At 39.9% G+C, this 12,758-nt stretch carries 11 protein-coding genes and 1 pseudogene; 2 read left to right on the forward strand and 10 right to left on the reverse strand.

Translation table 11 applies throughout. From position 1 onward, the window contains the following. Positions 1–88 precede the first annotated feature (88 nt). The 8 genes and pseudogenes from P2E05_RS14310 to gndA form a co-directional block, all read right to left on the reverse strand. Positions 89–1,165, reverse strand: a complete 1,077-nt coding sequence (locus P2E05_RS14310) for a T6SS immunity protein Tli4 family protein (RefSeq protein ID WP_272682900.1) — start codon at positions 1,163–1,165, stop codon at positions 89–91. Continuing rightward, positions 1,165–1,503, reverse strand: coding sequence for a hypothetical protein (locus P2E05_RS14315; protein WP_276122850.1), 339 nt, complete (start codon positions 1,501–1,503; stop codon positions 1,165–1,167). The genes P2E05_RS14310 and P2E05_RS14315 overlap by 1 nt, the downstream gene beginning before the upstream one ends. Then, positions 1,504–2,094, reverse strand: coding sequence for a hypothetical protein (locus P2E05_RS14320; protein ID WP_272677681.1), 591 nt, complete (start codon positions 2,092–2,094; stop codon positions 1,504–1,506). It abuts the gene before it with no gap. Beyond that, entirely contained in the window at positions 2,045–2,911 is an 867-nt protein-coding gene (locus P2E05_RS14325) for an esterase/lipase family protein (RefSeq protein WP_276122851.1), read from the reverse strand. The genes P2E05_RS14320 and P2E05_RS14325 overlap by 50 nt, the downstream gene beginning before the upstream one ends. Before the next feature lie 165 nt (positions 2,912–3,076). Then, positions 3,077–4,153: a T6SS immunity protein Tli4 family protein gene (locus P2E05_RS14330; protein WP_282563642.1), complete on the reverse strand. Its 1,077-nt coding sequence runs from the start codon at positions 4,151–4,153 to the stop codon at positions 3,077–3,079. Between the two features lie 424 nt (positions 4,154–4,577). Next, positions 4,578–4,739: pseudogene (locus P2E05_RS14335) on the reverse strand (ISNCY family transposase); the annotation flags it as partial. Between the two features lie 16 nt (positions 4,740–4,755). Continuing rightward, positions 4,756–5,931: a multidrug effflux MFS transporter gene (locus tag P2E05_RS14340; protein WP_276122853.1), complete on the reverse strand. Its 1,176-nt coding sequence runs from the start codon at positions 5,929–5,931 to the stop codon at positions 4,756–4,758. A gap of 241 nt (positions 5,932–6,172) precedes the next feature. Beyond that, complete coding sequence (gene gndA, locus P2E05_RS14345) at positions 6,173–7,579, reverse strand: NADP-dependent phosphogluconate dehydrogenase (protein WP_154624480.1); 1,407 nt, start codon at positions 7,577–7,579, stop codon at positions 6,173–6,175. 244 nt (positions 7,580–7,823) lie between these two features. Here gndA and P2E05_RS14350 point away from each other — a divergent pair, with 244 nt between their 5' ends. Then, on the forward strand, positions 7,824–9,398 hold the full coding sequence (locus P2E05_RS14350) for a TerC family protein (protein WP_154624482.1): 1,575 nt from the start codon (positions 7,824–7,826) through the stop codon (positions 9,396–9,398). Positions 9,399–9,569: 171 nt separating this feature from the next. Further along, a complete protein-coding gene (locus P2E05_RS14355) occupies positions 9,570–10,130 on the forward strand; it encodes a hypothetical protein (protein WP_247047238.1) in 561 nt (186 codons plus the stop codon). A gap of 57 nt (positions 10,131–10,187) precedes the next feature. Here the strand turns inward: P2E05_RS14355 and asmA are convergent, their stop codons facing one another. Beyond that, positions 10,188–12,035: an outer membrane assembly protein AsmA gene (asmA, locus tag P2E05_RS14360; RefSeq protein ID WP_272658090.1), complete on the reverse strand. Its 1,848-nt coding sequence runs from the start codon at positions 12,033–12,035 to the stop codon at positions 10,188–10,190. Positions 12,036–12,150: 115 nt separating this feature from the next. Then, complete coding sequence (gene dcd / locus P2E05_RS14365; protein WP_154624485.1) at positions 12,151–12,732, reverse strand: dCTP deaminase; 582 nt, start codon at positions 12,730–12,732, stop codon at positions 12,151–12,153. Positions 12,733–12,758 lie beyond the last annotated feature (26 nt).

The following is a 12,758-nucleotide window of genomic DNA, read 5'->3' on the forward strand; positions in this document are numbered from 1 at the left end:
CTCCAATTTTAAAATGTCACGTGTCAGGGCATGTAAGCACCTTATGTTAAATAAGCGCAATAATGAATATATTATTGCGCTACAAGCCTTAGTAAGCATTAGGGCGGATTTTAAAGGATTGCAAAACGCGATCCCAAATTTCAACCATTTGATCATCCGTATAATGGACAACCTTGCTGGTCGAATGCATCAATATGCTAACGGATGGATGTAAATAGCCGATATTTTTTTCATTCGCATAATATTGAAAATAATAAAATTTATCGGATTGATTGTCATAGCGAGGATCTCGCCCCAACGTTAACCACTCTTCACCTGCCACGTTATTAAACTGTACGTTTCCTTTCCGTAACGTTTTACCCCCATATTGAGAAAGAACAGATTTAATTTCATCAGCCCTATCCAACATACTTTCCTTTTCACTTTCTATCGTATTATCCATATCGACCGCCCAATAGAATTGCGGATTTTCAAAAACCATCGAAATTTCTTCTTGATGCGATTTACCATCATCGCGAATAAAGCCATAAGGAATGCAGACCCCTTTTTCGGTTGGAATTTCATTCTTTGGTCGCCCTTGTAACCGAGAAATCAAGGATTGCATGGCCACTAATTTTGGTGATCTATCTGTAAATAATCTATTATTTTTCTTGTATCTTTCTTGCCTATTTTTATATTTATCGTTAGTAATATCTTTATATTTTGAAATGATGATAAAAGCCACGTTATCAATATACACATGAGCTTCTAATTCTCTAGCAGCATCTGGATAAGCATAGCTTTCATTTCTGTCAAAGATAACACCATCATTTATTCTAATTATCTCTTTCAAAAATGGCCCATCTGACTCATCGCTCACACGTTGTTTTTTTAATTTTTCTTCCCGTAATTCAATCCGTTGTTTAAACGAAGGGGGATAAATAAATTGACTCTCAATTATCATCTCATCAATTTTAATAATCGATGATAATTCCTGTGTTAAAGATTTAGGATAATTAAAGGTATAACGTCCTAAACAATAGGTCGGTGCATCATCAAATAGAGTATTAATCACAGCAGAATCCTTTTCATTAAGTGAAGTTGAATACGTTTTATTAGGTACAGAGCAAGCCGCTAAACTTGCCAATAAGACCAAACTCGAAATACTCACCAATCCTTTTTTCATTAGGGTTTCACCTCATCCGTTTGCAAGATACGACACAGGGAACGCAAGGTAAATTTAATGGCAGGGGAAACATCCCCTGTTTTTTCATACGTATCAAACTCCGCATCCCCTTTTAGAGGCGCAAACTGATAGGCGTTCTGATGGTCAACATTCATTTCTAAAATTTCTTTAAACAGGTCTTTTCTAACTAAATTAATAGAATATTTAGGCACTGTACCGTCACCGCGCCCCCCCTCATAATCCATTGAGGGCGTATTCTTCCACTTATCACTGGACTTGAGTAAGGTATACTCACGCTTGTCACCATAGTCGTCTGTCGCTCGGCTATCGTCAGACACCTATAACCACGAGGTTTTATCCCGTAATTTCCATGTCACGGTTTCATCTGAACGGCGAGAGTCTTTCGGGTCATTTTCATCAAAATACGCTCCATAAAATTGATAAGTATTTATATGATATTGACCATTCATATCTTGAATAAACGGTTTAACCGTATCCCTTATTATTTTTTTATATTTTTTCAAATTAGAATCAATTAGTTCCGATTTTCCGTCCAAAATATCAGGCTCGTACATTCGCCACCACACATCATCTTGAAGATAAATCTCCTCAAATGGATCCCCCTTTTGCGGTAGCAATAAATCCGTCACACCATCCGGACTGCCTTTTTCAATCCGCAGCCACGGCTGACCATGATTATATTTCGGAGAGGGTAAGAGTTGTAACGGTGCAGGGGATTGCGCTAAGACAGACATGAGCCGTGTGGCACTCATGCCCAGCACTAACCCCATCGGCATCGAATACTCCCCAATTTTCATCATTTTGTAGGCAGTTGGCGAACCTAAGTCGGGCATCACACCATGCACAACCCCCAGTATTTTATCTTTGTAGGGCGTATCTAATAATTCGGAAGCGTAACGGGATACCAACCCCCCCCATCGAATGGGTTACAAGAATGACTTTCTCATGCCCTTCTTCAAAGGCGAGCCCATGTCCAATTCCTCCATTCTGTTTAGGGCGGTATAAATTTAAGATCTCATCAATGTATTTGCCGAGGTCTTGTGCAGACTGAGCGTTGTCTTGTAACCAGTTATAACCAAAAGCATGAAGCGGAAGCAGTAAATCACGGTATTTCCCCGCTTCCCGAAGCGAAAGTGGGTTGGTATCCTCTGGCGTGAGGGGTTTATCTAAAATGAACTTGAACGTTGATTCTTGAGAAAAATATTCCTCGGCTTCATCTGCCGTCGCGCATCCCTGACTTTTCGCTTTGTTGTAATACTGCTCCCAAACCAGCAATTCTTTCTGTAACTTGTCGAGTGGATCTGCATACGAAAACTGCAATACACTTCCCCACCCTCTTTTCTGTCTTGAATTGGCGAAGTAAGTAGACTCGTTGTCATTTTTATCGACATCTTGAGTGGGATCTGTTTCTGTCGTTTCAGGATCGAGTAATTTTTTCCGTTTATTTCCCGAGGTAAAAAGCCAACCGAGCGCATCCACAGCCATTCCAAGCTTACTCGTGCGAATACGCCAGATTGATTTTTTATCTTTTTTACTTCGTAAGTTAGATCCCATAATACCGGGTAAAAAAATAACCGGAACCACTTTGGTTGAAGGGAGATAACAATGCGCTTTGGCATTTTCAGATTGATGTTTCAGTCGTAAGTCTTTCCAAACGGCACATTTGTTGCCATCAAATTCAGCGAAGCAATGTTGAATATTTTCTGTTTGTTCATTCTGACTCATTATTTATCCTTTAAATTTAGGTTATGAATAAAATATAACCTAAAATCAAGAAGACGGCAGTAAGATAAAGAGACATTACTGAATTGGAGCTACAAATGTCAGGGCATGTAAGCACCTTTATGTTAAATAAGCGCAATAATAACCCTATCATTGCGCTATCTAAGCTTAATAAGCGTTAGGGCGAATTTTAAAAGATTGCAGAACGCGATCCCAAATTTCAACCATTTGATCATCCGTATAATGGACAACCTTACTGGTCGAATGCATCAATATGCTAACGGATGGATGTAAATAGCCGATATTTTTTTCATTCGCATAATATTGGAAATAATAAAACTTATCGGATTGATTGTCATAGCGAGGATCTCGCCCCAACGTTAACCACTCTTCACCTGCCACGTTATTAAACTGTACGTTTCCTTTCCGTAACGTTTTACCCCCATATTGAGAAAGAACAGATTTAATTTCATCAGCCCTATCCAACATACTTTCCTTTTCACTTTCTATCGTATTATCCATATCGACCGCCCAATAGAATTGCGGGTTTTCAAAAACCATCGAAATTTCTTCTTGGTGCGATTTTCCATCATCGCGAATAAAGCCATAAGGAATGCAGACCCCTTTTTCGGTTGGAATTTCATTCTTTGGTCTCCCTTGTAACCGAGAAATTAACGACTGCATCACCGCTAATTTTTGAGGTTTATCAGTAAATGGCTTATTTTCTTCCTTATGTTCTAATTGTTCATCTACATATTTTGATTTGGAAACATCTTCAAATTTTGAAGTTATAATAAAAGCAACATTATCAATGTATACGTTAGCCTCTAAAACACGAAGTACATCTGGATATTGGTATGCCTCATTCCTTTCAAAAATAACACCATTATCTAATCTAATAATATTTTTTAGAAAAGGCCCATCAGATTCATCACTGACACGTTGTTTTTTTAATTCTTCCTCTCGTAATTCAATACGCTGCTTAAACGAAGGGGGGTAAATAAATTGACTCTCAATAGTCATCTCATCAATTTTAATAATGGAAGAGAAATCTTGTGTTAAAGATTTAGGATAATTAAAGGTATAACGCCCTAAACAGTAGGTGGGTGCATCATCAAACTGAGTATTAATTACAGCAGAATCCTTTTCATTAAGTGAAGTTGAATGCGTTTTATTTGGCACTGAGCACGAGACCAAACTCGCCAATAAGACCAAACCGGAAATACTCACCAATCCCTTTTTCATTTAGGTTTCACCTCATCCGTTTGCAATATCCGACACAGGAAACATAAGGTAAATTTAATAGCAGGGGAAACATCCCCTGTTTTTTCATACGTATCAAACTCCGCATCCCCTTTTGCGGCAACAATAAATCCGTCACACTATCCGGACTGCCTTTTTCAATCCGTAACCACGGCTAACCATGATTATATTGAGTGGAGTCTGTTTCTTTTGGATCCAGTAATTTTTTTCGTTTATTGCCTGAAGTAAAAAGCCAACCGAACGCATCCACAACCATTCCAAGCTTACTCGTGCAAATACGCCAGATTGATTTTTTATCTTTTTTACTTCGTAAGTTAGATCCCATAATACCGGGTAAAAAAATAACCGGAACCACTTTGGTTGAAGGGAGAGATAACAATGCGCTTTGGCATTTTTTAACTTCTATCTCGTTTTTCCCTTGGCGTTCCAAGTCATCCATCTTGTCTTGAGCTAGTTTGAGTACTGTTCCAAGCCGTTTGTTATCAACAAATTGTCCTTAGTCAATACAATCCAGCTTGTCGAACGCCTGATAACCTAATGAACGATGTCCATATCTGAAAGTTAGCGTTCAATCTTTTCTCTACTTAACGCGTTAATTTTAAGCTGGTATTTCGTGCAACCAACGCAATCACTCCGCCTACTAACATTAACATAGCTAATGCCCAATTTGCAGGTAAGGGAGAGCTGATCGCCAATAAACTCAGAGCTGCACCTACTGCCATTTGAATAAAACCCACTAAAGCCGAAGCCGTTCCTGCCTCTTTTTCAAAAGGTTCTAAAGCATAACTCGTTGCGGTTCCCATCATAAAGGCAAGGCCTGTACAGGCACACGCTACAGGTAACATATAAGCTAACCAGTGGTTTTGTAACTCTGTTGGTAAGACAAGCAAACCGAATAACAAGCCTAAACACCCCGCTATCATAAATAGGCTGCCGGCTTTTAAACAGTTAGGGCGACCAATTTTGGGGATATAATAGTTAGCAATGTAACTCGCAAACATAATCCAAAAACCATTAGCACCAAACGCCAATGAAAACTCTAGTGGCGTGAGTCCTGCATCCCCCATTAAGACAATCGGTGCGAATGAAACATACGTCAGGACCATGCCCATACTACCTGCATTCACCAATGCAAAAATAATAAAGTGCTTGTTACGCAAGATATGCAGGTAGTGATTGAGTTGCAACTTCTTCACATTTTGCAAACTCGCCGGGCGAGTTTCTGGCAAAAATGCGATGACTAGAATTAAAATGAGTACCGCATAGAGAGCCAAAAACCAAAAAGGGGCTCGCCATCCCCAATATTCAGCGAGAAAGCCCCCCAAAAGCGGTGCTAATGCTGGTACGATATTGAGCGTTCCATTTAAAAAACCAAATGCACGCGCAGCTTCCGTGCCGTTCATCCGATCACGAACACCACTAAAAGCCACAACGCCAGTGCAACAAACAGCGACCCCCTGTAATACCCTAGCGGCAATAAAAATTTCCGGGGTTGTTGATAACGCTGCGACAGTTGAACCGACAATGTAAATTAGGATGCCCACAATCGCGATAGGCTTACGTCCATATCGGTCGATCAAGGGGCCAGAAATTAACTGCCCTATACCAAAAATTAGTATAAATAATGCAATAGTAGACTGTATCAGCGACTCGGGCGCCCCTAACGCAATCGCAATTGTAGGAATTGTTGGCAGATATAAATCAATTGCCAATGGACTCAGCAGCACAAGTAACAGCAGCAAGACAAGGAACTTTCGCATAAATAGAATTCTTACTTATAATCATAAAATGATCAGCTAGGCTTACAGTAATACCTGAGGCCTAAGAATAAAAACAAGCTTTCGATTCTATCAGTATCATCAATCAAAACCATACTCGATCCAATAATAAAGATAAAAACGACCAATAAGTATTGATAGTACATCCCTATTTTTATACTTAAAAATAAAAAAGGTGCTGGAAAACCAGCACCTTAATAATTTAATACGTTATTTTAACGTATTATTCCATCCATTCGGTATGGAACACACCTTCTTTATCAGTACGCTTATAAGTGTGAGCACCAAAGTAATCACGTTGCGCTTGAATTAGGTTTGCAGGCAATACCGCTGAACGGTAGCTATCGTAATAAGAAATTGCCGCAGAGAAGGTCGGTGTTGGGATGCCGTTTTGTACGCCATAGCACACCACATCACGTAGTGCTTGCTGATATTCATCAGCGATTTGCTTAAAGTATGGCGCTAACAGCAAGTTAGCGATCTGTGCATTATCATTGTATGCATCAGTGATTTTTTGCAAGAATTGTGCACGAATGATACAACCCGCGCGGAAAATTTTAGCAATTTCACCGTAGTTCAGATCCCAATTGTATTCATCTGAAGCGGCTTTCAGTTGTTGGAAGCCTTGGGCATAAGAAACAATTTTACCTAAGTAGAGTGCACGACGAACTTTCTCAATAAATTGTTTTTTATCGCCTTCAACAGGCTTCAATACTGGGCCTGTTAGTACTTTAGATGCGGCAACACGTTGGTCTTTCAGGAAAGAGATATAACGTGCAAATACAGATTCAGTGATCAACGTTACTGGGATACCTAAATCCAATGAACTTTGGCTTGTCCATTTACCTGTACCTTTATTCGCTGCTTCATCTAAAATCACATCAACCAAATATTTTCCATCTTCATCTTTTTTCTTGAAGATATCCGCAGTGATTTCGATCAGATAGCTACTAAGTTCGCCTTGGTTCCAATCAGCAAAAATTTCCGCCAACTCTTCATTGCTCAGGTTTAAAGAACCTTTTAGCAATGAATATGCTTCAGCGATCAACTGCATGTCACCGTATTCGATACCATTGTGAACCATTTTCACATAGTGACCAGCACCATCTGGACCGATATAAGTTACGCAAGGCTCGCCTTCGGCTTTAGCGGCAATTTCTTTCAAAATTGGTGCAACCAGCTCATAAGCTTCTTTTTGACCACCAGGCATGATAGATGGGCCTTTTAGAGCGCCTTCTTCACCACCAGAAACCCCTGTACCGATAAAGTTAAAGCCTTGCTCAGACAGTTCACGGTTACGACGGATAGTATCTTTATACAGAGTGTTGCCGCCATCAATCAGGATATCACCTTTGTCTAGATGCGGAGTCAATGCAGCAATCGTTTTATCCGTTGCTTCACCCGCTTTCACCATCAACAGGATACGGCGTGGTTTTTCCAGAGAGTCGACAAACTCTTCAATCGTGTAGCTGGGAACTAATTTTTTCCCTGGATTTTCGGCAATAACTTCATCCGTTTTATCTTTTGAACGGTTGAAAATAGAGACGGAATAACCACGGCTTTCAATATTCAGGGCAAGATTGCGCCCCATGACAGCCATACCGACAACACCAATCTGTTGCTTTGACATGAAAAACTCCTGTCTGATTAGGACCTAAGCCAGCCATTTTTATGCTGGCAATTCTGTTAACAGGATCACATGTTAACTCAGGTTTGTTCTGCTGGGTAGTTATTGATGCAATCGATGACGCAAACGGAATATTATTTGTAGATTATCGTCTCATACGCGACAATTTTTATTGAAATTTAGGGAAACAAACCGCATTATTCACGAGTCGGCATATGCCGTCATATCAGAAGGTAAAACAAACTGTATGGAATGGATCGCAGATCCTTCGATTTGGGCGGGGCTTGCCACCTTAATCGTTCTAGAAATCGTTCTTGGTATTGATAACCTCGTCTTTATTGCCATTTTGGCAGACAAACTGCCGCAAAAATTGCGTGATAGGGCTCGTGTGACGGGTCTCATGCTCGCTCTCGTGATGCGAGTTATTCTGCTATTTAGCTTGTCTTGGCTAATCACTCTCACCAAGCCTTTAATAACATTATTCGATCATCCATTTAGCGCCCGAGATCTCATCATGTTGGTGGGTGGGTTATTCTTGCTATTTAAAGCCACAATGGAGTTAAACGAACGATTAGAGGGGGGGGATGAGCACACCACTAATCAACGAAAAACATCGAATTTCTGGGCTGTTGTTGCACAAATTATCGTCCTAGATGCGGTATTCTCTCTTGACTCAGTCATTACCGCCGTTGGGATGGTTGACCATATTGGGGTTATGGTTGCAGCAGTGACTATTGCCATGATCCTTATGATATGGGCAAGTAAGCCGCTAACATCGTTCGTCAACAATCACCCAACTATTGTGATCTTATGTCTCAGCTTCTTGCTGATGATCGGCTTTAGCTTAGTTGCTGAAGGCTTTGGTTACGCAATACCAAAAGGTTATCTGTATGCTGCGATTGGCTTCTCTATTATGATTGAAGTCTTAAACCAGTTTGCACAATTTAACCGTCGCAAATTCCTCAAAGGTAGTCGTCCACTTCGTGAACGTACGGCTGAAGCCGTTTTACGTATTCTAAGTGGTAACCACGAACGTGCGGAGCTAGATGCGCACACTTCAGACTTAATCGCGGACAACCAAGCGGTTTTTGACCCTCAAGAGCGCCAGATGATCGCCCGTGTTTTAGGTATGGCTCAACGTAATGTCGAAAGTATTATGACATCACGTCATGATGTGGAATATCTCGATGTCAATAAGTCTGCCAATGAGCTGCTGCAATTGCTGGAAAAAAATCCGCATTCACGTTTTGTTGTTATCGATGAAACCGTGAGTGATGAGCCTGTTGGTGTTGTTCACATGCTCGATTTAGTCAAACAGCAGTTAAGTGGTCAGCCGCTAAACTTACGAGCTTTGATTACTCAACCTCTTATCTTCCCTGAAGGTCTCTCGCTATTAAAAGCATTGGAGCAGTTTCGTAAAGCACAGACTCACTTTGCTTTTGTCGTCGACGAGTTTGGCTCTGTCGAGGGTGTTGTCACCTTAACGGATGTGATGGAAACGATCGCCGGTAACTTACCAGATGGTGAAGAAGAAAATGACTCACGTCATGATATTCAAAAGCTAGAAAATGGGAGTTGGATTGCTAACGGCTTTATGCCATTAGAAGATTTGATCCTATTTGTTCCTATGGAACTGGATGAAAAGCGCGAATATGAAACCATTGCAGGCTTATTGATGGAACACCTACAACGAGTACCTGAAGAAGGTGAACAAATTGAAGTCAATGGCTGCATTTTCCAGCCGCTTGAAATCAAAAACCACCGTATTAGTAAAGTGCTCATTGTTCCTCCGAAAGTACCGGAAGAAGACGAAGAAGAATAATTTTTGTTTATTCATACAATACCGGCCAAATTGGCCGGTATTTTTTATAGTGCGGATAAGTATTCCCATAACAAGTCACTTGAAGCGCCAAAATAACAGCGTTTTTTAAAAGCATTAATCATTTGATTGTTCAATAATTCGGATAACTTAATAAGGCTATTCGAGGTTAACATGGTCCAGTCAATCACTCATAAAGCATTAAATTACACACAACAGTTACAACAGCCAGAAATAACAGCTCACAACTCAGGTATTACTGGAAATATCAAACGTACAACCAATAATGTTCAATCAAATCCAGTTCTAAATCAGCAAAACACGTCTAAAGTTGATAGTGGAATCTTTAAGCTTAAAGAATTAAAAGGAATAGAAAAAGAGGTTAACTCTATTCAGCAAAAAATGAAGACATTATTAGAAAATATAGGTCATGAACGAGGAGCGATGGAGAGAGAAAATAATAAAAAAGAGTTAACAATATTTTCAAACACGCTTCATTCTCTGAAGGCTAAAACAGCAAACTATCAAGAAAGACTCAATAGCGTAAACTATAAGCAAAACTCTAAAAAACGGGAAACGCTTGCAAAATTTGAAAGTAAATTAAATGCAGCGAGCTTAGATAAAAATAAGATTGAATCAAAAGAAGGCTATAAAAATATGAAAGCGACTCAAGAAGCCAATAAAAAATTTGATAACACAACGCCAAAATACGTCACCCCTCGTAGTTTACTCTAATCATTTTATCCCAATAAATGGCATCATGACCTATGATGCCATTTATCAATAGAAAAGCTATAGTGCATTCAGCAAATCACTCAATCCTTTTTGTTCCTCTTTCTTCAAAAAGTTCCCTAATGCCTCTTTGGCTTGTGTCTTTAATTCATTACGTAGCAATCTTTCAACATTAAGTTGATATTGTAAGTTGCTCCAACCGCCATAAATACGTAGCGGTATTGTCATTGATTGCAGTTGTTGAATAAAGCGAGAGTCTCCGCCCCAACCTTGCGTAATTTGCACACCGAGATTCACATCCAATGTTTCTGCTGGCACATTTGCCCATCCTTGTCCCGTAATTGAAATTAAAGGAGAAGTTGCATTCATGGATGCAATGTTAATCGTGCCTTTATTTAAGCGACCATTAACGGTGAATTGCTCTACTTCAGTATAATTACCTGTATTAACAGGTGCATTGATTTTATTGGTCACCCGTGAAATAGATTGTTGGATTAATAATGGAATATTTAATCCTGCTAAGCGTGCATTTTGTAAACTGAAATTCACTGGGCCTTGCCATAAATTTTTCACCGCATAATCATCATAACCTGGGCCCGATAAATCGGCATTGATTGTCACAATACCACTCAGTTTTTCTGGCATATTAAACGCTTTCAACAATGGCGTTAAATTAATATTTTGAATATTAGGTTTCGCTGTAACTTGCGCTGGAATATTTGAGTAATTAATACTCACAGGAAGCGAAAACTGGCCATTAAAGGCCTGACCTTCTAATTGGGAAATGGTTAATTGCGGCGCTTGGTTTTGTGCTGCAAATTTTACCGCATTCACTGCCATTCCACGATAAACTAAATTCTCAATATTTAAATTAATATTTCCAGTAAATGATTTTAGGTTAGATAAATCATATTTCTGTGTTTCTTTTCCAGAAATCACCGGTTTAACGCCAACGCGAGTAGAAAGGTTCGTTTCATTAGACGAATTAGCCGCTGTACTTGAATTTGGTGCGCCAATTAATTTATCAAGATTTAACGTTTGAGAAGATAACTGAACATTAATATCTGGAATAGCCCCTAATTTTGCTTCAACGTGACCCGTTAAATCACTGTCATTGGCTTTAATCGCGATGTTATGTAAACTCGCTGTTGCAATATTATCTTTAATATAAGCAAAATCACTGGTCAGTTGTCCGGTGATCCCACCTTCAGGTAAATCAACCCCCGTGAAAGTATAATCAAACTGAGTTAATTGACCATTAATTTGATGTGATAGTTGGGAAAGATCAAGTTCTGCCCGCGCATCAAAACGTAGCTCTTGTTGATTCTTATTTAAGTTGCCGCTGAATTTAGCGCTGATTTTGCGCTTATCACTTTTATTTAAAGAAAGATCAATATTGCGTAGATTGTACTCATCATTTTGTGTTTTCCAGATCACTAAGCTATTTGATATTTCAACTTTTTCGATATCTAATAACCATTGATTTTTTTCTGGAGAATTTGGTGTTCTTTGGTTACCGGCAGGCGCAATAGGTGAGTTCGCATTCATTTGGGGTTCGCTTTCAGGCGTGTGGCGAATCACTGCACCATCGACAACAATTTGTTCGACGGATAAATGATGAGAAAGTAGCGGCCATAATTCCACATCTAAGCGCATATTCTCCGCACTTAAAACAGGTTGGCTGGCATTGGGAGCGGTAATCGAAACAGGGCCGGTAATAATACTCAGTGTTGGCCAAACATGCCAACGCATATCCCCTTTAAAGTCAATTTGATACCCGCTTTTTTTCTCAACTTTTTCCACAAGATATTGCCTAAAGTCGTTTGGGTTAACCAACATCACTAATGCGGTTAGACCAACCACAATCACGACTAGCAAAATGACCAGTGTCGTCAGAAATCGTTTCATTCTTCCCTCACTAAAATTATGTCTGCTACGCCACACAAAAGGCTCACACTACACCTATCCCTGCGCTATGCGGAATTACCCCATATAAGCAATAATTCCGTCATACATATTACTATCAGTCCTCACTGATACGACTACCAACCGCCCCTTGCTGATTTTTATATTTCGCATCTTGTCGGCTATTATAGGGGCGATCTGCGCTGCCTGATAATGGCTCAAAACTTAACGCACCAATCACCATTCCAGGGCGCAAAGCAAGTGGTAGTTTGCCTGAATTATAAAACTCTAGCACGATTTGCCCACACCAACCGGGATCGATTCGATGTGCTGTCACATGCACCATTAAACCTAATCGCGCCAATGAAGAACGGCCATCTAACCATCCTACGAGGTTATCAGGCAGGGTAACAGACTCAAGAGTGACTGCAAGTGCTAATTCTCCTGGGTGAAGGAAAAATGGCTCATTATCATTGAGAATAATTTCATCGCTCATCACACGGTCAAGCGCTGCATTTACTTCATCTTTCGGGCCACTTAGGTCAATAAAAGCGGCGGTATGTCCTCGAAAAACTCGAAATTGATTTCCTAGGCGCACATCTGCTGTTGCTCCATTGATCCGTTCAATAGGTGGACGAGGGCTAATAACTAACTTTCCTTCATCCATCCATTGAATAATATCGCGGTCACAAAGACGCATGATTATATCCCCCTTCATTATTTTTT

This window comes from Providencia stuartii (assembly GCF_029277985.1).
Classification (GTDB): domain Bacteria; phylum Pseudomonadota; class Gammaproteobacteria; order Enterobacterales; family Enterobacteriaceae; genus Providencia; species Providencia zhejiangensis.

Excerpts from the sequence above, each read along its gene's own strand:
- P2E05_RS14310 (WP_272682900.1), bottom strand. The coding sequence starts at position 1,165 with ATGAAAAAAGGATTGGTGAGTATTTCGAGTTTGGTCTTATTGGCAAGT.
- P2E05_RS14325 (WP_276122851.1), bottom strand. The coding sequence starts at position 2,911 with ATGAGTCAGAATGAACAAACAGAAAATATTCAACATTGCTTCGCTGAA.
- P2E05_RS14330 (WP_282563642.1), bottom strand. The coding sequence starts at position 4,153 with ATGAAAAAGGGATTGGTGAGTATTTCCGGTTTGGTCTTATTGGCGAGT.
- P2E05_RS14340 (WP_276122853.1), bottom strand. The coding sequence starts at position 5,931 with ATGCGAAAGTTCCTTGTCTTGCTGCTGTTACTTGTGCTGCTGAGTCCA.
- gndA (WP_154624480.1), bottom strand. The coding sequence starts at position 7,579 with ATGTCAAAGCAACAGATTGGTGTTGTCGGTATGGCTGTCATGGGGCGC.
- P2E05_RS14350 (WP_154624482.1), top strand. The coding sequence starts at position 7,824 with ATGGAATGGATCGCAGATCCTTCGATTTGGGCGGGGCTTGCCACCTTA.
- P2E05_RS14355 (WP_247047238.1), top strand. The coding sequence starts at position 9,570 with ATGGTCCAGTCAATCACTCATAAAGCATTAAATTACACACAACAGTTA.
- asmA (WP_272658090.1), bottom strand. The coding sequence starts at position 12,035 with ATGAAACGATTTCTGACGACACTGGTCATTTTGCTAGTCGTGATTGTG.
- dcd (WP_154624485.1), bottom strand. The coding sequence starts at position 12,732 with ATGCGTCTTTGTGACCGCGATATTATTCAATGGATGGATGAAGGAAAG.